Annotated in this window: 16 protein-coding genes and 1 pseudogene; 10 read left to right on the forward strand and 7 right to left on the reverse strand. The window is 62.0% G+C overall.

Annotated elements, in window-relative coordinates:
* Positions 1–24: 24 nt before the first annotated feature.
* From ACSKB9_RS07320 to ACSKB9_RS07345, 6 genes are all read right to left on the reverse strand, one after another.
* Complete coding sequence (locus tag ACSKB9_RS07320; protein ID WP_438080094.1) at positions 25–198, reverse strand: hypothetical protein; 174 nt, start codon at positions 196–198, stop codon at positions 25–27.
* The gene (gene icmH, locus ACSKB9_RS07325; RefSeq protein ID WP_438072265.1) at positions 159–1,259 is read right to left on the reverse strand and encodes a type IVB secretion system protein IcmH/DotU; all 1,101 of its coding nucleotides are present in this window, start codon (positions 1,257–1,259) and stop codon (positions 159–161) included. The genes ACSKB9_RS07320 and icmH overlap by 40 nt, the downstream gene beginning before the upstream one ends.
* A gap of 284 nt (positions 1,260–1,543) precedes the next feature.
* Complete coding sequence (gene tssK / locus ACSKB9_RS07330) at positions 1,544–2,881, reverse strand: type VI secretion system baseplate subunit TssK (protein WP_438080096.1); 1,338 nt, start codon at positions 2,879–2,881, stop codon at positions 1,544–1,546.
* 48 nt (positions 2,882–2,929) lie between these two features.
* Positions 2,930–4,300 (reverse strand): type VI secretion system-associated FHA domain protein TagH, encoded by a 1,371-nt coding sequence (gene tagH, locus ACSKB9_RS07335; protein ID WP_438072267.1) that lies wholly within the window; start codon positions 4,298–4,300, stop codon positions 2,930–2,932.
* A gap of 12 nt (positions 4,301–4,312) precedes the next feature.
* Positions 4,313–4,780, reverse strand: coding sequence for a DUF6931 family protein (locus ACSKB9_RS07340; RefSeq protein ID WP_438072268.1), 468 nt, complete (start codon positions 4,778–4,780; stop codon positions 4,313–4,315).
* 101 nt (positions 4,781–4,881) lie between these two features.
* The gene (locus ACSKB9_RS07345) at positions 4,882–6,750 is read right to left on the reverse strand and encodes a type VI secretion system Vgr family protein (RefSeq protein WP_438072269.1); all 1,869 of its coding nucleotides are present in this window, start codon (positions 6,748–6,750) and stop codon (positions 4,882–4,884) included.
* A 349-nt stretch (positions 6,751–7,099) separates the two neighbouring features.
* Here ACSKB9_RS07345 and ACSKB9_RS07350 point away from each other — a divergent pair, with 349 nt between their 5' ends.
* The 10 genes and pseudogenes from ACSKB9_RS07350 (at position 7,100) to ACSKB9_RS07395 (ending at position 19,070) form a co-directional block, all read left to right on the forward strand.
* A complete protein-coding gene (locus tag ACSKB9_RS07350) occupies positions 7,100–8,413 on the forward strand; it encodes an ImpA family type VI secretion system protein (RefSeq protein ID WP_438072271.1) in 1,314 nt (437 codons plus the stop codon).
* Between the two features lie 129 nt (positions 8,414–8,542).
* Positions 8,543–9,070, forward strand: a complete 528-nt coding sequence (gene tssB, locus ACSKB9_RS07355) for a type VI secretion system contractile sheath small subunit (protein WP_092082334.1) — start codon at positions 8,543–8,545, stop codon at positions 9,068–9,070.
* A 17-nt stretch (positions 9,071–9,087) separates the two neighbouring features.
* Positions 9,088–10,590 (forward strand): type VI secretion system contractile sheath large subunit, encoded by a 1,503-nt coding sequence (gene tssC, locus ACSKB9_RS07360; protein ID WP_438072273.1) that lies wholly within the window; start codon positions 9,088–9,090, stop codon positions 10,588–10,590.
* A 52-nt stretch (positions 10,591–10,642) separates the two neighbouring features.
* Positions 10,643–11,128 (forward strand): Hcp family type VI secretion system effector, encoded by a 486-nt coding sequence (locus tag ACSKB9_RS07365; protein WP_016843423.1) that lies wholly within the window; start codon positions 10,643–10,645, stop codon positions 11,126–11,128.
* Positions 11,129–11,196: 68 nt separating this feature from the next.
* Positions 11,197–11,745: a type VI secretion system baseplate subunit TssE gene (gene tssE / locus ACSKB9_RS07370; protein WP_152977617.1), complete on the forward strand. Its 549-nt coding sequence runs from the start codon at positions 11,197–11,199 to the stop codon at positions 11,743–11,745.
* Between the two features lies 1 nt (position 11,746).
* Positions 11,747–12,385 (forward strand): type VI secretion system baseplate subunit TssF, encoded by a 639-nt coding sequence (locus ACSKB9_RS07375; protein WP_438072276.1) that lies wholly within the window; start codon positions 11,747–11,749, stop codon positions 12,383–12,385.
* Positions 12,376–13,716: a type VI secretion system baseplate subunit TssF gene (tssF, locus tag ACSKB9_RS07380; protein ID WP_438080098.1), complete on the forward strand. Its 1,341-nt coding sequence runs from the start codon at positions 12,376–12,378 to the stop codon at positions 13,714–13,716. The genes ACSKB9_RS07375 and tssF overlap by 10 nt, the downstream gene beginning before the upstream one ends.
* Positions 13,680–14,743, forward strand: a pseudogene (tssG, locus tag ACSKB9_RS07385) (type VI secretion system baseplate subunit TssG). Before tssF ends, tssG begins: the two are co-directional and overlap by 37 nt.
* 98 nt (positions 14,744–14,841) lie before the next feature.
* Positions 14,842–17,478 carry a type VI secretion system ATPase TssH gene (tssH, locus tag ACSKB9_RS07390; protein WP_438072278.1) on the forward strand — a complete coding sequence of 879 codons (2,637 nt, stop codon included), beginning with the start codon at positions 14,842–14,844 and terminating at the stop codon, positions 17,476–17,478.
* Positions 17,479–17,483: 5 nt separating this feature from the next.
* Positions 17,484–19,070 carry a methyltransferase regulatory domain-containing protein gene (locus ACSKB9_RS07395; protein ID WP_438072280.1) on the forward strand — a complete coding sequence of 529 codons (1,587 nt, stop codon included), beginning with the start codon at positions 17,484–17,486 and terminating at the stop codon, positions 19,068–19,070.
* A gap of 56 nt (positions 19,071–19,126) precedes the next feature.
* On the opposite strand, the gene ACSKB9_RS07400 is transcribed toward ACSKB9_RS07395, so the two are convergent.
* Positions 19,127–19,756: a hypothetical protein gene (locus ACSKB9_RS07400; protein WP_057019601.1), complete on the reverse strand. Its 630-nt coding sequence runs from the start codon at positions 19,754–19,756 to the stop codon at positions 19,127–19,129.
* Positions 19,757–19,843 lie beyond the last annotated feature (87 nt).

The raw sequence follows: 19,843 nt of genomic DNA on the forward strand, positions 1-19,843 counted from the left end.
ATCGCGTGAGCTTCTGGCGTCCGCCTATTCGCTACGTTCGATGAAGATTTCGACCCGACGGTTCTTGGCACGCCCCTCGGGTGTCGAATTGCTGGCAATTGGTGAATCCGATCCCTTGCCGTCGACATCGACGCGCGAACCATCGGCCAGGCCGGGTTTCAGCGCGGCGGCAACCGCCTTGGCGCGCTCGACCGACAGTTCGAAATTCGAGGGAAACGCACGGTGCGGATCGGCGAGCTGTCGGTATGGCCAACCACCCGGATTCGCCCCGGCTCCTTGTCGAGCGTCGCCGCGACGCGGGCCGCGATCGGCTTGAAACCATCCAGGATGGTTGCCTGGCCCGAGGCAAACAGTGCGAGATCGCACACCCTGATCACGATGAAGCTCGCCGTCTGATCCGCGGTCATGGCGCACGCCGTCTTCTCCTGTGCAAGCGCGTTGCGAATGCGCTGCAGCTGGGTGATGCGGTCCGGCGGTGGCGGCGGAGGCGGTGGTGGCGGCGGCGCAACGACGCGGCGCTTGAGCTCGATCGGATCGCCGGGATGCAGTGCCAGCGCGACTTGCGCAGCATTCTCCGCACGGCCAGCCAGCAACGTTCGCAGAACGAAATAGGATCCGGTTAACAGCGCGGCGACCACCGCCGCCACCAGCCAAACCGGAATGCGCAAGTGCTTCCGCCGACCGGCCAGGGCCTGTCCGCGCCAGTGCGGCGACAGATCGTTGGTCGGCTTGGGCCGAACCCGGCGCAGCGTTTCATAGAGGTTGCGCTGGATCACCTGGAGGTTCGCAAGTCCGCCCGGCGACGTCCGGTGGATTCCCTGGAATCCGAGCGCAAGGCAGGCGTGCTGAAGCTCGAGCACCGGATAGTTGACGAGCGGATCAGTCTTCAAATGGTCGAGAATCTCGAAGAAGCGTACGCCGCCCACGCGCTCGCCGAAGAACCGGCTGAGCATCGAGTATTGGGCCCAGACGTGCCGGTCGTCGGTCGGAATGTGCTGCACAATATCGTCGGCGGTCGCGCACAGGATATACTTTGCCGTATTGGCCTGGTGCTCGGAAATGCCCGCCGAGCGGATATCCTTTTCGAAGAACTTGATGGCGTCGGCGACCTGCTCCATCAGGCTCGCGAATGACGCCCGCATCAGCGCGACGCGCAGCCGGCCGAGCAACTGCAGCAAAGGGCCGCCGGCGCGCATTACCGGATTGGCGTTTGGCGCAACCAGATCGTCGACACGCAAGGGCGGTCCGGGCGGCAGCATCGGTTGCGGCGCCTGAGCCTGCGCCGGCGTCGAAATCCATTCCTCTGAGGGCTGGCTGGTCGGCGGGGCGGCGTAGCTTGCGCTCTGCGGTGTGGGAGAAAATGAGGGCGGCGAAGGGGCACCAGGCGAAGCCATGGGCGATGGTGAGTACGCTGGACGGCTGGCAGGTCCCTCGCCTGCCGGAGGTTGAGGGGCCGGAGCCGGCGGCATCTTCCCGCCGGGGTTCGGACGGATGATGGTCCGCTCACCCCGACCGAAAGGATTAACCGGCTTGTCCCTGTCGGTCATGGCCGCTCTTCCAGGATGGCCCAAAGGTACAACTCAAGCTCCGGCCAGTCGCCGGAAAAATGCATCCCGATCGAGGCCGCTGTGCTGAACTCGGGCCACAGCGGCGACTTGCGATCGAGATAGAAATAGACGTGGTCTGTGATGGCTCGGATGTGCGGTGGTGGCGTCGGCAGATGCACCAACGTCAAACCCGGCAGGTTTGCGTGCACGATCTCGGTCATTTTCGTGTTGGGCCCGACCTTGAACAGATGCGGGAATTCATTCTGAATCTCCACGAGAGGTCGCCGCGCGGCGACCTCCAGCACCAAGGTCGCATTTCGGAACAACGCGCGATCGCGGATCGGCGATACAAATGCGTTCTGGGCGCGTTCAATGATCTCCAGACGGATCGCCCGCCTTCCCAGCCGCGCGCTCAGGAAATCCTGGAGGTCGCGCACCAGGGGCGTGAAGACGTATTCGAGGTTGTCGTGATCGTATGCCGGGTAGTCACGTGCGCGTCGTTCGGTGGTCGCGAAGGTCGCAAGCTCACCGGCAAACCTCAGCAATTCCTCGTACAGCCGCTCGGGATGTACGCTGCCGGATCGCTTGAAATGAGTCAGCACCGGAATGGTCCGGTTCAGTACCTGCAGCACGAGATAATCGACGCTCTGCAAACCGCCGCCGGACGACGGATCGACTGCGTAGCGTGCAAGCTCGTCGAGCTTGGTCTCGACCCAGCCGATGATTCGATTGAGCCAGCCATCGACAACCGGATGCGCGGCGCAGACCAGCATCGGCGGCACAAACTTGTCGTCGAACAGGATATTCTTGTCGCGCACTTCGAGGATGCGAGCGATGCCGAGACCCATGTATCCCGGCTTGCTCGTCTTGCGCAGCTCGAACGACAGGCGTGGATAGACAACGTCGATCTCTTCTTCGATGCGCAGCGCCGAGGTTGAATCGATAAACGTTTCGGCAGTCCGAACGTAGCGACTTGCGCTGTCGGTGCGATCCTCATCCACCTCCCGCGTATTGGGCGCCGCGACCGGCATCATCAGCCAGACGATCTGGCCTGCGGCCGAATCCGGCACTTCGATGGCTTCCGGGATCGGACTGTCGGCAGGAATATCGAACGGCGTTCCGTCCGGCATGACGCCGGTCGCACTGCGCACGGCGAATTTGCTCTGCTGAGTAAGATCGTTATCGATCTCGAGCTGGGCAAAGCCCCAGGGATACGGTGTCGTGTAACGAACGCGTTTTTCCAGCAGATGCTCGAGATAGCGATCGTTCTGCTGCAAATGATGCGGCCGCAGGAACAGACCTTCCGACCAGAAAACTTTGCTGTACCAAGACATTCCTACATCCACTTGGCAATGATCGGCGACTGCATCGTCACCGACAGTTCACTTTGACCCCGACTTGTCTGCGCGGTCGTAATATTCGGAGAAATGCAGCATGAAGGTATCGATCGGCGCGCTCTCGTCGCGACCGAGATGCGCGTTCCAGCGCGTCAAAAATTCATCCCAGAGCTTGCTCTTGTTCGAGCCAAACAGGGACCTTGCGCCGCGCTGAAGCTCGAGCTCACGCGCCATCAGCGTCGGATCGATACTGGCGATCAGTCCCCGGACGGCATGCTGCATTGCCGCATAGGTCTTCAATTGATGGGATTTGAGGTCCTTGAAGCCCTGGGCGAAGGCATGCGGCGCATCGAGGTAACTGCGGGTCGGCGGCCCGAACAGGATACGTATCGCGTCTTCCGCGGTCGGCGAGAATTTCAGCGGGTTGTTCTCGATAGCCTGGATCGTGGTTTGGCTGGTGCTGCGCGTCAGCTGCTTGGCCTGGGTGCGCGCCTGCAGCAGGGCCATCAAATTTTCCACCGTCATGCGCAGGATGACGCCAAGCTGTTCCGCAAGTTCAGCTTCGGTCTTGTCGGCAAAGAAACCGTCCGGCAGTCCGGCAGCACGCGCGACCAGGCGCGCAAACTCCGGATTGCCGATCGACGTGGCCGGTGCCGGCTCGGCCAGTTGCGGCCGCGGCGCTCCCACATGCCCTGCCGGTGAAGGCGCCGGCGGTGGCGGGGCAGCCGCTTCGTCGTCGGCCCATACCGACGGTCGACGCGGCGTCGGCATCGCGTGCAGCACGTCGACCGGCGGTTTTGGCGTGGCGACCGGACCGGCTGCCCAGCTCATGTCGTCGTGCAGCGGCGGCTCGCGTTGAGGCATCTGCGACGAATGGCGGACAGGATCCACACCCGCCGCGGGAACGCTCGCTGCCCAGTCCAGGAATTCCGGATTGACGGGCCGCGCGGCCTCGCGCGGTTTTCGCAACTGCTGCGGGTCGATTGGCGGCGGCACGTCGCGACCGGGAGCCCACAGTTCGTGGTAATCGGCGTGCTGCTGAGCGAGCGGAGCTTGCTGCTGCGCACCATGGTTCGGAGTGTCCTCGGCAGGCTCATCCAGGTCCAGCGAAACGCCAATGACATAGTGGCCGATGACGAGCCGATCGCCGTTGCGCAGCCGATGCGCTCCTCGAATGCGCTGGTCGGCACCATTGAGAAAGGTGCCGTTGGTCGAGACGTCGTGCAGCCAGTAGCCGCCGTCGCGATAATGGACCTCGCAATGCTTCCCCGAAATCATCCGTGCCGGATCGGGCAATGTCCAATCGAGATGGCGGTCCCGGCCAATGTCGACCGAACGCCTTCCGGTGACGGTAAATGACACAGGGCCGCCGTCTGGAAGGTTCGGCTCGTTCTCGATGTTAAAGCGAAGCACCATCACATCGTCTCGTCAGCGTGGAGGGCGCGGTTCGCCGCGTGCCAATTGAATACCATCCTCCAGGCAGGCCGTCATTATCCGGTCCCTGGACTCACGGGTAAGCCGGCAGAGGCCGATCAAAAGGGCTGCGCGAACCGCTCGCGCCGTCTGATCCGGCTTGGCTTCGACCGGCGCAAATTCCGCGGGAACCACGCTTCCGCCGGACCAACCCGCCGCCAGCGCCAGCCAGGTCGCCGGCTGCTCGAGATCGTTGGCATTGCCGACCGCCAAAGCCTTGTTGCGCGATTGCTCGTCCGGCTGCCGGACCCAGGTCTCGGCGAAATTGAGCGACCTGCCTTCATTGCCGTCGAAATGGTCGAACATCTGGCGCAACGAGCGACAGCCCCAGGCGACGGCCACGCGCCTGGGGAGCAGATACGCGCAGAAGGACACAGCCTGGTGCCAGTTGCCCGCATCGGCCGCCTCCTGCAGGAAATCCAACGACAGTTTGTCCGGAGCGGCTTTGCCGACGTCGTAGCGCGCCAGCGGATAGGCTTCGAAGAGATCGCGGACTGTGCTGAACCGAACCTGATTCATGGCTGTCAGCCGACAATGGTTGGCGTGCCGTGGGCAACCAATGGGCCGCCGGCGGCGAGCGCCATGGCGGCCTGCGCGGTCATGGTGATGGTTGGCGCGTTGATGACGATGCCGGCTGGAGACAGGATGATCTGGCTTGGACCAACCTGCAGGGTGATGTTGACGTTGGCCGAGAGGGTGATGCTCAGGCCCGCATCGACGGACTGATCCATCGCCAGCTTGATGTGCTGACCGCCCAATTGGATATCAAGCTTGTCGTTGCCGTTCTTGAGCGTGGTCTTGCGGGTATCACCGCCGAACGCGGCCTCGCCGATGGTCCTGGTCTCGGTGTCGCGGACCGTGACGTCGTAGTCCTTCTCGGCATGCAGGGTGATCTTCTCGGACCCTTTCTTGTCCTCGAAGTTCCATTCGTTGTAGCCGCCTCCTCCCTTGGTCGAGTCGGACTTCAGACCCGCAATCGTCTTCTTGGACGGCAGGTCGTAAGGCAGCTTGTATTCATCGTTGTAGACGGTCCCTATCACCAGGGGCCGGTCGGGATCCCCTTCCAGGAATTCCACCACCACCTCCTGCCCGACGCGCGGGATGATCTGACCGCCCCAGCGCTTGCCGGACCAGACTTGCGCCACGCGCAACCGGCACGAGCGCTTCTTCTTCCGATCCCAGAAAAAGCGAACATAGATTTCACCCAGCAACTCGACGTCAATTTCCTCGCTCGAATTGTCGTCCTTGGTCAGCACCTTGGCTGTCTGAATGCCGTTGATCCTCGGCTTCGGCGTCGTCATGGGAGTTCGAAACGGCCGATCGCTTGGCAGAAATTCGTAGCTGCCGAAGTAGACGTGCTGTCCGGCGTCGCCGGGGCCGCCAGTGCGATAGGATTCGATGGAAAACGAATGCGCGGCTCGTACCACGAGATATTCGACGTTCTGCGAGTTTTTCGAGTGCTTCTCGAGCTTGGTTAGTCCGCCCGGAAACAGATTGACGGCGTCGCCGTTGCCCCGGCGGCGCCGATCCATCGCCTGCTCGGCCTGGAGCTGGATCTTCGCGTATCGCTCGCCGTCGGATTTTTCCTTGAACTTGCCGGGATAGTCGTAGAACTCCATCTCGGATCGTGTGTAGTGCTCGGAGCCCTTGGCGTCGCTGATCATCTGTGCGTTGGGCTTCTGGTAGTTGTAATCGTTGAGCTCGATCTTCCCGGTGCGGAACCGACGCTCGGAAGCCCATTCATAAATATGCTGCTCGGCGCGACGATCGGAGCCGGTGAGCGGGATGTAGGGGATCTTCGCGAGACCGTTGATTGGACTGTGCGAGGACTTGGAGTCAGCCAGCACCAGCGTGTGCTTGCCGCCTTCATGCTTGAAGAAGTAGTAGATCCCGTGCTGCTCCATCAACCGGCACACGAAATCCAGATCGGTCTCGCGATATTGAACGCAGTATTCGAGCTTTGGACATGAGCCCTCTTCGGTAAGCTTGGACTCATAATCCGTGAAGCCGCGCTCGTTGAAGACCTCCTTGATGATGTCGGGCGCCTTCTTGTCCTGAAAGATCCGGCAATCGGTGGTCCGCGACAGCAGCCACAACCAGGGCCTCAGCACGATCCGGTAACTGAAATAGTCGTTCTTCACCCCCAGCCATTGGGCTTCCGTGAGAATGCCGCTGAACTCGCGTTCCTTCTCGTGCAATTTGATGGTGAGGGTGCACTGCTTGCCGATGGCCCGATCGAAGTCGAGATCGGCTTCCTCGCTGAGACATTCGATGCGGTATTCGAACAGTTCACTCAGACCTTCGGCAGCCTCGAACCGGGCAAAAACCAGAACGTCCTTGCCAAGGGGGGTCTTGAGCTCGCAGAGGCGGGTATCCTGGGTAAGCTGGCCCATGTGGGCGTTAAACTCCCTCGTTGACCGCACGAGCTGCGCAATCGGCGCATCAGGCGGTCAAGCACGAACGACCGAAATCCGAGCCGTCCATCGGTGGGATGGCCGGCAAGTCCGCTCGGTGTCACTCTCCTGACGCGGCAACGCACCCGCCCGGGGAAGCCACTGCGGCACTCATGTAGTCGGTTCCAAGCGCTTGCTGGTTCACGGGAAACCGCCACCATCGCGGGAATGAACCGAGGCCAGCGTTGATCTGACCTACCAGTCAATCGGATCATGATCCCCCGCGTGATCCGCCAGATGTCATGGACCTGGTCGAGGGGCCAGGGCCTCGCAGACGGATCCTCTTTGCATGCTCGACGTCGCATCCCTGACCCAGCCCATCGCCCCAGACGATCCCTGCGGGCCCGACCTCGATGCGGCCGGCGACGTCCAGTACCTGAACTTCTTCGCAGCTGCGGAATCGCTGCTGCCGATGTCGTATTTCGAGGTCGTCAACGCGAATGGAGAGCGCGGACGCTTCGACCCGAAGGCCATCGATATTGCCGGCCAGTTCGCCGCTGCGCAGCCCCTGTTGGCTCGCACCCGCGATCTGCGCCTGACCATGCTGCTCGCCAAGTTTTCCATCCTGAACCGCGATCTCGATGGCTTCCTCAGCTGCCTGCGGGCAACCACCCTGCTGCTCCGCGAACAATGGGAAGCGGTTCACCCGAAGGGCGAGGACGGCGACTATGCCTTTCGCGCCGTCACCATCGAGGCGATCGACGTGTTTCCGACGGTGATCAACCCGCTCCAATTCCTTCCCCTGATCGAAAATCGACGGCACGGCAGCCTCAACTACCGAGCCTATCAGATTGCCAAGGGCGAAATTCCCGCCGGCGATGCCGATGTCGACATGCCAGATCTCGGAACCATCGAGCGCATCGTCGCCGAGACCGATCTCGACACCCTCAAGGCGGTGAGCGCCCGCTGTTCGGCGGTCGCTGCCGAGATCGCCGGAATCAAATCGGTTTGGCACGAAAAGTTGAACTCGGGGCAACCCATCAGCCTCGACAGGCTGGCGGGTGTCGCGAACGGCATGGCCGGCTGGCTCGCGACTCTGGTCACTGCACGCGATCCGGCCGCAATTGCCCCGTCCCCGGACGAGCCTGCTCAAGACGGCCCGCAGCTTCCGATCGAAATCGCCGGCGCAGTGACCTCACCCGGACAGGCATCCGCGGCGCTGGCGGCGGCTGCCGACTACTTCGCTCGAAAGGAACCGTCGAGCCCGGCGCTGTTGCTGGTGCGGCAGGCACAGGACATGGTTGGCAAATCGTTTATCGAAGTGATGCGAATGCTGATGCCGGCCCACGTCGAGAGCGCCGCCATCAATATCGGTCGCGACAAGGTCTTCGACCTGCCGATCGAACGCATGGCGGAATTCGCCACCGCGCTCCCATCCGCGGCCGAGAATGAGGCTCAAGATGCTGTTTTTGCAGCCGAAAACAGAGCGCAGGCGTTGGACTTGCTGAGCAAGGTCGCGTCGTTCTTCAGGGCCGCAGAGCCGTCCAGCCCGATCCCGTTCCTGGTCGATCGCGCACGCGAACTCGCACAGCGAGACTTCCTCAGCCTGCTGAACGAAGTGCTGCCCGAGGGCGCTCTGAAGGCGATCGATAAATCGAATTGAACCCGCCTTCCGTTCGAGGGGACTAACTGAACGGAAGGAAGCTGCCGCCGACGAAAGACCGAGGCACTTCCCTGCCTGCGTCGCGCAAGTCGGCTTCCGCAGATATTTTTTTGTGAAGAGGGCAACCCAATGGCAACCGACAGCGGTCAAAAATTCATTCGCCGAAACCGCGCACCGCGCGTGCACATCACTTACGAAGATCCCTACGACGCCGAGCGGCTGATCGAACTGCCGTTCGTCATGGGCGTCCTGTCCGATCTTTCCGGCAACAACCCCGGCATCGAGAAGACGAAGGTCGAGGAGCGCAAGTTCCTCGAGTTCGACATGGACAATTTCGACAACCGCATGGCGGCGATCCAGCCCGGCGTGACGGCGCGCGTCGCCAACCGTCTCAGCGACGGGTCCGACGAAAAGATCTCCGTCAACCTGCGCTTCAACAAGATATCCGACTTCACGCCGGTGGCGGTCGCCCGCCAGGTGCCGGCGACGGCCAAGCTGCTCGAAGCGCGTGAACAGCTCGCCAACCTGCTGCGCTACATGGATGGCAAGGTGGGTGCCGAGGACCAGCTGAAGAAGCTCCTCGCCGATCCTCAACTGATGGCCGCACTGCGCGAGCGCGCGACCAGCCAGTCCACCGAATCCGACAGCAACAGCTAAGGGAAGGAATGGGGACCATGGCAAAAGAAGCAATCCACAAAGAGACTACCGCCAAGGTCGGGACCGTCGAGGCTGACGAGTTCGCCGCCCTGCTGAAGCAAAGCTTCAAGCCGCGCACCGAACGTGCGGCGACCGAAGTCGAGAACGCGGTGTCCACGCTCGTTCAGGAAGCGCTGAAAGATACGAGCGTCATCAAGTCGGACGTGCTCGACACCATCGAGGAGATGATCGCGCGGATCGATCAGAAGCTGACCGCGCAGATGAACGAGATCCTGCACGCGCCAGAATTCCAGGCGATCGAAAGTGCCTGGCGCGGCCTCCACTACCTCGTCTTCAATTCCGAGACCGACGCCAACCTCAAGATCCGGGTGATGAACGTCTCCAAGAACGAGTTGTACCGGAACCTGCGGCTTTATCCCGATGCGCGCTGGGACCAGAGCCCGCTGTTCAAGCAGATCTACGAGTACGAATTTGGCCAGCTGGGCGGCGAGCCGTTCGGCTGCCTGATCGGCGACGATCATTTCAGCCACCTTCCCACCGACGTGCAGTTGCTCCGCGATCTCAGCAAGATCGCCGGCGCCGCGCACGCCCCCTTCTTCAGCGGCGCCGAGCCTACGCTGATGGGAATGGACTCGTGGACCGAACTGTCCAACCCTCGCGACATCGGCAAGGTGTTCGACACGCCGGAATACGCCGCATGGAAGGGACTGCGCGATCAGGACGACTCGCGCTATCTCGGCCTGTGCATGCCGCGTGCGCTGGGCCGCCTCCCCTACGGCGCCAAATCGGAGCCGGTGGAAGAGTTCGCCTTCGAAGAGGAGACCGACGGGCACACCGGTGACAAATACGGCTGGATCAACGCCGCCTATGCGATGGCGGTCAACATCAACCGCGCCTTCAAGGAGTTCGGCTGGTGCACGCGCATCCGCGGCGTCCAGTCCGGCGGCGAGGTCATCAACCTGCCGACGCATACGTTCCCGACCGACGACGGTGGCGTCGACCTGAAATGCCCGACCGAGATCGCCATCAGCGATCGTCGCGAGCACGAGCTTGCAAAGGCGGGACTGATCCCGCTGATCCATCGCAAGAACACCGACAAGGCCGCCTTCATCGGCGCCCAGTCGCTCTATAAGCCGAAGAAGTATTTCGGCGACAAGGGCGTGGATGCAACCGCGTCCGACAACCTGTCGTCACGCCTGCCCTATATGTTCGCAGTATCCCGCTTTGCGCATTATCTGAAGTGCATGGTTCGCGACAAGATCGGATCCATGAAGGAAAAGGATGAGCTGACGGTCTGGCTGCAGACCTGGATCAACGAATACGTTGATGCCAATCCGGCCTTGTCGTCAGAAGCTCAGAAAGCGCGCAAGCCGCTGGCCGCTGCGAAGGTTGAGGTCATAGCAAACGAGGAGAACCCGGGATATTACAACGCGCGCTTCTTTCTCCGTCCCCACTTTCAACTGGAAGCGATGGACGTCGGTCTCAGTCTCGTTTCGCGCCTGCCGGGCCCGAGCTCCTGACGCCGCGCTATCGCAACCGTCTATCATCAGAGAATTTTGAAAGGGCTATGCTATGGCTGTCGACATCTTTCTGAAACTCGATCCGATCAAGGGCGAGTCGCTCGACGACAAACACAAGGACGAAATCGACATTTTGAGCTGGTCGTTCGGCGAGAGCCAGAGCGGCACGTTCCACAGCGGGTCGGGCGGCGGCGCCGGCAAGGTCGCCGTTCAAGACCTCCACTTCACGCACTTCGTGGACAAGGCGACGCCCGAGCTTTTCAAGGTCTGCGCAAACGGAAAGCACATCGACAGCGCCATTCTCACGGTACGCAAGGCCGGTGAACACCCGCTCGAATATCTCAAGATCGAGATGAAGCATGTTCTGGTTTCCAGCGTCTCGACGGGCGGATCGCACGGCGAGGATCGCCTCACCGAAAACGTCAGCCTGAACTTCCAAAAGGTCAAAATGACCTACAAGACCCAGACCGAAAAAGGCGGCGCCGGCGCGTCTCCGGTGTTCGGATGGGACGTTGCGGCCAACAAGGAATGGGCCTGATCGCAAGCTTCCTGCCCAGCGCCGGTTGCCAATAGCGGCAATCGGCGCGGGAGGTACGGGGACCGTCAATGACCGTTACGCCAAGGAAGGACCGGCTCTCTCCGCCATTGATGCTGGCCTTCCGTGCGGCGCATGACGCGCGCGATGCGCGCAAGGCACTCGAACTGCGGGATCAGTTCGGCGAACGAGTGATAGCGGGACGGCGCAGCGCCGGTCGTTTCCCGATCTCGGAGACGCTACTAAGGCGCGAGGTCTCGCAGGACGTCGAAACACTCCTCAATACCATTGCCCTCGAATCGACGCTTGACCTGACCGGTCGCGGCTGCGTCCGCACCTCGATCCTGAACTATGGTTTCCCCGATATCGCAAACCGTTCGATCGACGAAGTCACCGACGAGGAGCTCAGCGATGCCCTGCGCATGTCGCTCACGACCTACGAGCCGAGACTCGATCGCAAGTCCATCCGGGTGCGGCGCGACACCTCCGTGGGCCCCGAGCAGCTCAAGCTGCGCTTTGTCGTGCATTCCGACCTGAAATGCGAACCGCTCAACGTGCCCGTGGAATTCGTCGCAGACGTCGACCTCGACAGCGGCGATATACAGATCAACCGATTATAGCATGAACCGCGAGTTCCTCGACTTTTACAATCGTGAACTGTCGCTGCTGTACGAGCACGCGGAGGGTTTTGCCGAGGAATATCCTGGGATCGCCGAGCGCCTCGGCGGTCTGGTCCGCGACCGCTCGGATCCGATGATCTCAGGCCTGCTGGAAGGCGCTGCATTTCTCGCCGCGCGTGTCCAGCTCAAGCTCAAGCACGAGTTTCCGGAATTCACGGCGAACCTGCTTGAGCAGTTGGTTCCGAACTATCTCGCGCCAACTCCGTCCGCCATGCTGGTCAAGATTCAGCCGACCTACGCCGATCCGGCGTTGCGCGACGGCAAGAAGATCGCGCGAGGCGCCTATTTCGACGCGAGCTATCGCGAAAGGGAACGGAGCCTCGCCTGTCGATTCCGGCTTTGCCGCGATATCGTGCTTTGGCCCTTTGACGTCACCGGCGCCGAATATTTTGCGACCGCGGGCGCGTTGCAGGCCCTCGGGATTCCAGTCGGCGGAGAGGTCATCGCCGGACTCAGGCTCTCCTTGACGCACCGTACCGCCGCGCGAACTCGACGAGGAGCCGGCGGACGCCGAGACTTCGCAACAAACCGGAGACCTGGTTCGCCGGCTGCCGCACCAGCGAACTGCCCATCTACCTGACCGGCGCCGAGTCGGATGCCATCGCACTCTACGAACAGCTGACCTCGAATTGCGTCGGGCTTTATTTTCGCTATCTCGACGATTTCGGCGATCCGGTCGTCATCCGGGCTCCGAACGACTGTGTGCAGCAGGTCGGCTTCAGCGAGAACGAATCCCTATTTCCGAACGACAACCGGGTCTTTCGTGGCTCGGAGTTGTTGCGGGAATATTTCGTGTTTCCGCGCAAGTTCCTTGGCGTCAATCTGACGCAGCTTCGCGCTGTGATGCCGCGGTTACGCAGCAAATCCATCGATATCGTCTTCGCGTTCGATGAACACAACTCGCGTCTCGCCGCCTCGGTCCGGGCGGATACGTTCAGTCTCTACACCGCCCCGGCGATCAACCTGTTCGAGAAGACCAGCGATCGCATCCCGATCAAGTCGAATACCCACGAATACCACGTGGTGCCCGACCGAAGCCGCTATCTCGAATATGAGCCGCACCAGGTGCTGGAGGTTTACGCGCACTTTCCGGCGGAAAAGGACAAGCGCCGCGTACGTCCGCTGTACTCCGCCGCCGTCGACCGGACGGCCGGATCGGTCGAGGGACTTTATTACACGGTTCGTCGGCTGCCGCGGCGGCGCACCGTCGAAGAGAAGACCTATGGCGCGGCCTCGGACTATACCGGGACGGACATGTTCCTCTCGCTGCTCGAGCCCGGCGACCCGAGCGGCGACGGATCCGCCGCCGAGCTGAGCGTCCGGGCGCTGTGCTCGAACCGGCATCTCACGGAACATCTGCCGGTCGGCCAGGGCGGAGCCGACTTTCGCCTGCTCGACGACACCTCGCTCGAGCTGATGTGCATCGCCGGCCCCACCCGACCACGCGAGCCGGTGGTGGCGCAGTTGCGCAGCCGCAGCGAAATCGCCAATAGCGGCGTCGTCAGCTGGCGCCTGATCAACATGCTGAGTTTGAACTATCTCGGCCTCGTGGAACGCAGCGGCGGCAAGAACGCCGGAGCACTGCGGGAGATGCTGTCCTTATTCGCCGACCAGTTCGACGATGCGACGGAACGAAAGATTCGTGGCGTGCGCAGCGTCGAGAGCAGGCCCGTAGTGCGGCGGGTGCGTGAGCGTACCGGCAGCGGCGCGGCGCGCGGCCTGGAGATCACGGTCACGCTTGACGAGAAGGCATTCGAGGGCAGCGGCGTGTTCCTGCTCGGAGCTGTGCTGGAACGCTTCTTCGCCGACTATTCAGGCTTCAACACCTTCACCCAGACCGTCATCTCGACCCCGGAGCGCGGCGAGATCATGCGTTGGCCGGCCCGCATGGGCACCCGGAGGCCGCTGTGACGCTGATCGACCAGATGAAGGCCGAGCCCTGGCGGTTCGATTTCTTTCAGACGCTCCGCCAGCTCGAGCGATGCAATCCGGATCGACCGCGGATCGGCGACAGTGCAGCGCGTCGCGAGGAGTTTGTCGACCTCGGTCAAACCCCCTATCTGGAATTTCCCGCCTCCAATCTGAGCTCGGTCGACGATCGTGATGGCAGGCTCAAAATTCTGGTCAAATTCCTCGGCCTGCTCGGACCGCAGGGCGCGCTGCCGCTGGCTACCACCGATGAGAGCGTCGGCTGGCAGTTGATGCGGGACGACGCTTTCCCCGTTTTCTCGACCTGCTGAACGGACGCTTTCTGCAGTTGTTCTTTCGAGCCTGGGCAGACGCACGGCCGATCGCCCAGCATGATCGGCCATCCGACGACCGCTTCATCGCCTATGTCGGCTCCTTCGCCGGCCTCGGCTCCGATATTTTTGCCAATCGGGATACCGTGCCTGACATGGCCAAGCTGAGCTTCGCCGGGCTGGTTTCGCCCAGAGCGAAATCCGCATCACGACTGGCGCGGCTGCTGCAAGGGCTGTTCGATGTCAGGGTCGAGATCGACGAGTTCGTCGGCACGTGGCTCCCATTCGACCCAAGCCATTGCAGCCGGCTCGGCGGGACGCACGCCAAGCTCGGTCACGACGCGCTCCTGGGCTCGCGTGTGTTCAGTGTCGAAGACAAGATCAGGGTTCGCGTGTTCGTGAAGGATTTTGCTCAATACGAGCAGTTCCTGCCCACCGAAGCGCCGAACCTGTCCGAGCCCCTCGCTGACGCCGTCTACTTCTATATCGGCGACGAACTCGAGTGGGAGGTGGAACTTGCCATTCCGGCGGGAGCGGTTGTCCCGATGAAGCTGGGGCAGAGCGGACGCCTTGGATGGACCAGCTGGGTTTCGCCGAACTGGGCCTCGACCGAGGAGTATCGGCGCGATGCACGCTTTCACCTTGCCGAGCGTCTCAGAGCCCGGCGCAACGCTGCGACTGATCAGCAGCCGATTTGAACCTAAGCATCGCTCCGATTGTCCTAACATCATGGGAATTCGAGCCGATTTCCGCGACGACCTCGGCATCGTCCAGGGATTGAGCAGGAGGCGCCATCGTGACCGATATCAGCCTTGAGGCCGTGACTGGCAAACTGAACCGGGCCGGCTACGATGCCTTCATACAGGCCCTGCGCCACGCCAAGAGCGTCAGCAACCGTAACGTGGAGCTTGCGCACTGGCTGTTTCACATCCTGCAACAGGAGCGGACCGACCTCAGCCTGTCGGTGGATCACTACAAGCTCGACCGCGCGCGGCTGCTGTCGGACCTCGCGGGCGTCATCAACGGTTTCCGCAAGAACGAAACCGACATGCCGGGCGTCGCCAATTCGGTCATCGATATTCTCGACCGTGGCTGGCACTACGCCACGCTGTTCTTCGGCGAGACCCAGATCCGCACCGGACATCTCCTGGTCGCCGGATTGAAATCGAACGAGATCCGTCGTGCGCTCAACAACATCTCGCAGGAATTCGCCAAGATAAATGTCGACGCATTGGCTGCGGAGCACCGCGCCATCTGGGCAGGCTCCGAGGAGGAGACCATGCGTCCGATGGACGGTTCCGGATTGGCCGGTGCCGGTACTGACGGTACGGACCGGGCGAATCCCAAGGGGACGACGCCGCTCGACCGGTTCTCCCAGGATCTGACCGCCAAGGCCAGATCGGGCCAGATGGACCCGATCCTCGGTCGAGACGACGAAATCCGCCAATTGATCGACGTGCTGATGCGCCGGAGGCAAAACAATCCGATCCTCACCGGCGAGGCCGGCGTCGGCAAGACCGCCGTGGTCGAGGGATTTGCCCAGCGCATTGCCGCCGGCGAGGTGCCGCCGCCGCTGCGCAACGTCAGGCTCTGCGCGCTGGATATCGGCCTGATGCAGGCCGGTGCCTCGATGAAGGGCGAGTTCGAGCAGCGCCTGCGCTCGGTGATCGACGAGGTACAGAACTCGCCTACCCCGATTATCCTGTTCATCGACGAAGCGCACACGCTGATCGGGGCCGGTGGCGCCGCCGGCACCGGCGACGCGGCCAATCTCCTCAAGCCTCCCCTCGCCCGCGGCACGCTGCGGACCATCGCCGCCACCACCTGGGCAGAGTATCGCCAGTACATCGAAAAGGACCCCGCACTCACACGGCGCTTTCAGCCGATCCAGGTCGATGAGCCGGATGTCGAGACCTGTTGCATCATGCTGCGCGGTCTCCTGGGCCCGATGGAGAAGCACCACGGCGTTCGCATTTCGGACGCCGCGATCGTGACCGCGGTCAACCTGTCGCATCGCTACATTCCGTCCCGACAGCTGCCGGACAAGGCGGTCAGCCTGCTGGACACAGCTTCAGCACGGGTAGCCATCAGTCAAAGCGCGACGCCGGCCCTGATCGAGGACGCTCGCGTCGCCATCGCGGCCCGCGAGGCCGAACGATCAGCGCTGGTCAGCGACGGCGACCTCGGGGACGAGAACAGTGAGCGCATCACCGCGATCGACGGCGACATTGCCGCCCTGAAGGCCAAGCTGACCGGCCTGGAGGCCGACTGGGCCAAGGAACAGGAGCTCGTCAAGGATATCCGCAGCATTCGCGAAATCCTCTCCGAGAACGGCGACGAAGATCGAGCGACGAAACGCGTCGAGTTGCGCGGCAAGTTCGAGACACTGGAGGGCATCAATCCGGAAAAGCGGATGATCTACGCCCATGTCGACCAGCAGTCGGTGGCCTCTGTCGTGTCCGACTGGACGGGCATCCCGACCGGCAGAATGATGCGCGACGAGATCGAAACCGTCCTGAAGCTACCCGAAATTCTCAATCGACGCGTGGTCGGCCAGTCCCACGGGCTGACGATGATTGCGAAACGAATCGAGACCAGCCGCGCCAAGTTGGACAACCCGTCCAAGCCGATTGGCGTTTTCATGCTGGCCGGACCGTCCGGCGTGGGCAAGACAGAAACCGCCCTCGCGCTTGCCGAAACGCTTTATGGCGGTGAGCAGAACATGATCACGATCAACATGTCGGAGTTCCAGGAGGCCCATACGGTCTCGACCTTGAAGGGCGCACCTCCGGGATACGTCGGCTATGGTGAAGGCGGCCGGCTCACCGAAGCGGTCCGGCGCAAGCCCTACAGCGTTATCCTGCTCGACGAGGTGGAGAAGGCCCATCCCGACGTCCATGAGATCTTCTTCCAGGTGTTCGACAAGGGAGTCATGGAGGACGGCAACGGTCGGCGAATCGATTTCAAGAACACATTGATCATTCTGACCACGAACGTCGGCACCGATCTCATCATGAGCCTGGCGCGCGATCCGAAGTATCGCAACGAGCCGGAAGAACTCGCCAGGCTGCTGCGGCCGGAATTGCTGAAGGTGTTCCCTGCCGCCTTGCTTGGGCGCATCGTCTCGATCCCCTACTTTCCGCTTTCGGACGAGATGCTTGCCGGCATCGTCAGATTGCAGCTGGACCGGATCGGACAGCGCCTCCGCGATAATCACAAGGCTGCCTTCGGCTACGACGATGCAGTCGTCGAGCACATCGTATCCCGATGCAACGATCCGGATTCCGGCGGGCGGATGATCGATAACATCATCACCAACACGCTGCTGCCCGAACTGTCGCGCGAATTCCTCAGCAAGTCTCTCGCCAAGGAGGAGGTCAAGCAGACGCGCGTCTCGATCGTGAACGACAAGTTTGCATATTCGTGGAACTGACTGCGATGAACATCCAGACCGAGCACCGCCAGCCGACCACCGGCACCACACCATACGATGAGGTGTATTATCCCGGGCATGTCTACGGGCTCACGCACCCGAACCATCTGGCAACGCTCGCTGCGGTCTACGGCATGCAGCCGGCTCCGGTCGAGCGCTGCCGGGTCCTGGAGCTCGGCTGCGGCGTTGGCGGCAATCTGTTGCCGATGGCTTTTCAATATCCGGACAGCGAGTTCATCGGTATCGACCTGAGCGGCGTTACGATCGAACGCGGACAGCGGAACATCGCCGCATTGGGCTTGAGCAACATCAGGCTTCTGCATTGCGACATCATCGATGTCGACGCCAACTTCGGACAGTTCGACTACATCATCGCCCATGGCGTGTATTCATGGGTACCACCGGTCGTGCGCGAGAAGATGATGTCCATCTTCAAACGGAATTTGGCGCCACAGGGGCTCTGCTACGTCAGTTATAACGCGCACCCGTTCTCGCATCTTCGCGACATGGTCCGCGACATGATGCGCTACCACACCCGGCGCATCACCGGGATGAAGGAGAAAGTGGGACAAGCTCGCGCGATCGTGAAATTTCTCAGCGAAGGATCGAAGTCCAGCTCGGTGCACGGTACAATTATGCGCGATCAGTGCAACCGCGTGCTCAATGCTCCGGACGAGTTGCTTTTTCACGACGACCTCAATTCTGGCGCGACGGCCTTCCTGCTGCACGAAGTCGTCGAAGACGCCGGTCGACATGGGCTGCAATATCTGAGCGACGCCGATTTCTCACGACGCTATCTTGCCGGTTACACCGAAGAGGTCCGCGCCACGCTGCAGCGCTTTCCCGAAAGCGAGTTCATGGCGCGCGATCAGTATCAGGACTTCATCGACGGCAACGGGTTTCGGCGTACGTTGCTCTGCCACGAAGGCATCTCCCTTGACCGCAAGGTCGATCTCGACTTCATCACCGCCTTCTATCTGCTGAGCACCACCAGCCCACGTCGCCCCGACGCCTGCCTAACCGACGATTCCGAGATGGAATTTGAAAATCAAGACGGCAGCCGAATCACCGTGACCAATCCGCTCCTGAAGGCCGCACATCTTTGTCTCGGCCGGGCCTGGCCACGCGCACTCTCGTTCACTGAACTGCTCGATGGCGCCCGGACGCTGCTGGAAGGCCGGCAAACAGCCGATGACCAACGGATATTGACGGAAGCGCTCTATATCCTTGCCTGCAGCGGCGAGGTCTCCTTTCTGAAATCACGGCCCTTTCTCGTGAAGGAAGTCACGGATTGTCCGCAGGCGAGTCTGCTCGCCCGCAGACAGGCGCAGAGCGGCCCGCTGGTCACCAATCTGCTTCACCAGACCGTGCAGTTGGAGGACGACAGGACGCGCCACTTCCTGCAGTTGCTCGACGGCTCCCGGACGATCGAGCAAATCACAACCGAAATGACTGAAACCTTTGGACCGACCATCCAGGTCAAGCAATTGGATGATGCCGGGCAGCCCGCCGAGCCGTTGCTGCTGTCAACCCGACAAAGCGTTGACCGTTCGCTGGCGACGGTCGGCAAACTGGGTTTGCTGGTGGCCTGAGGACGGGCGGCAAGGAGCCGGCCCGTCATTTTGTGGAGCGGACGCCCCACGTCCCATCAGCCGTCGTGGGTGTATTGTTGGCCGAGCAGCCACCCGGTGAGAATGCCGCCGGGTCCGCTGGCATAGACCGCGCTAAGGCCGACACCGGCGCGCAGCATCCGCCATTCATGCTCACCGACCCAGGGAATGCCGGGATCACCCTTCTGATATTGCGACAGCAGCGTTCGGGCGACCTCGGCGGCATTGGCGTAGATCGGGCCGTTCGCCCAGCGGGGTCGCGGCAGGCCCGTCATGCGGCAGTAGAGCGCGGTACAGACATAGGCGGACGCCTCCTCCGCATTGCCGTCAAGGCCAGTACGCAGCAGATCGTAAGCCGCATGCAAGGCCTCGTGGACGATATAGGCTTCGTCCATTCGCCCCGTCGCCGACACGACCTCCAGCGTATTCGCCGCGACGACCGTACCGTCCGCCCGGGTCCGCGCGACGTCGTTATATTGTGCCGCAACATTTGCCGCGAGGTCCGTCGGAACTCTGACGCTGACCTGTCCCAACCGGATCGCGCGAGCGACGTGATGGAACGTTTGCGGTGCAATCGTCACGTGGCTGCCACGGATCGGAAACCGGAAGCGAATGCGCGCGACCGCCGGGCCATTGAGTACGTCTAGCACCCTGCTCCGAAGTGACATCGGATCGTCCTTGCTGTTGACACTGCTCCACGAATGGTGGTCGGCGTTTCCGGTTGGGAGGTTCAGTTGAACCCGGCCCCGGCCGGA

Source organism: Bradyrhizobium sp. BR 1433 (genome assembly GCF_051547665.1).
GTDB classification, from domain to species: Bacteria; Pseudomonadota; Alphaproteobacteria; order Rhizobiales; family Xanthobacteraceae; genus Bradyrhizobium; species Bradyrhizobium australafricanum.

What these genes read in the sequence shown, in the direction of transcription:
- tagH (WP_438072267.1), bottom strand. Translation starts at nt 4,300, where the DNA reads ATGGTGCTTCGCTTTAACATCGAGAACGAGCCGAACCTTCCAGACGGC.
- tssK (WP_438080096.1), bottom strand. Translation starts at nt 2,881, where the DNA reads ATGTCTTGGTACAGCAAAGTTTTCTGGTCGGAAGGTCTGTTCCTGCGG.
- ACSKB9_RS07375 (WP_438072276.1), top strand. Translation starts at nt 11,747, where the DNA reads ATGAACCGCGAGTTCCTCGACTTTTACAATCGTGAACTGTCGCTGCTG.
- ACSKB9_RS07395 (WP_438072280.1), top strand. Translation starts at nt 17,484, where the DNA reads ATGAACATCCAGACCGAGCACCGCCAGCCGACCACCGGCACCACACCA.
- icmH (WP_438072265.1), bottom strand. Translation starts at nt 1,259, where the DNA reads ATGCTGCCGCCCGGACCGCCCTTGCGTGTCGACGATCTGGTTGCGCCA.
- tssE (WP_152977617.1), top strand. Translation starts at nt 11,197, where the DNA reads ATGACCGTTACGCCAAGGAAGGACCGGCTCTCTCCGCCATTGATGCTG.
- ACSKB9_RS07350 (WP_438072271.1), top strand. Translation starts at nt 7,100, where the DNA reads ATGCTCGACGTCGCATCCCTGACCCAGCCCATCGCCCCAGACGATCCC.
- tssC (WP_438072273.1), top strand. Translation starts at nt 9,088, where the DNA reads ATGGCAAAAGAAGCAATCCACAAAGAGACTACCGCCAAGGTCGGGACC.
- ACSKB9_RS07365 (WP_016843423.1), top strand. Translation starts at nt 10,643, where the DNA reads ATGGCTGTCGACATCTTTCTGAAACTCGATCCGATCAAGGGCGAGTCG.
- tssB (WP_092082334.1), top strand. Translation starts at nt 8,543, where the DNA reads ATGGCAACCGACAGCGGTCAAAAATTCATTCGCCGAAACCGCGCACCG.
- ACSKB9_RS07400 (WP_057019601.1), bottom strand. Translation starts at nt 19,756, where the DNA reads ATGTCACTTCGGAGCAGGGTGCTAGACGTACTCAATGGCCCGGCGGTC.
- ACSKB9_RS07345 (WP_438072269.1), bottom strand. Translation starts at nt 6,750, where the DNA reads ATGGGCCAGCTTACCCAGGATACCCGCCTCTGCGAGCTCAAGACCCCC.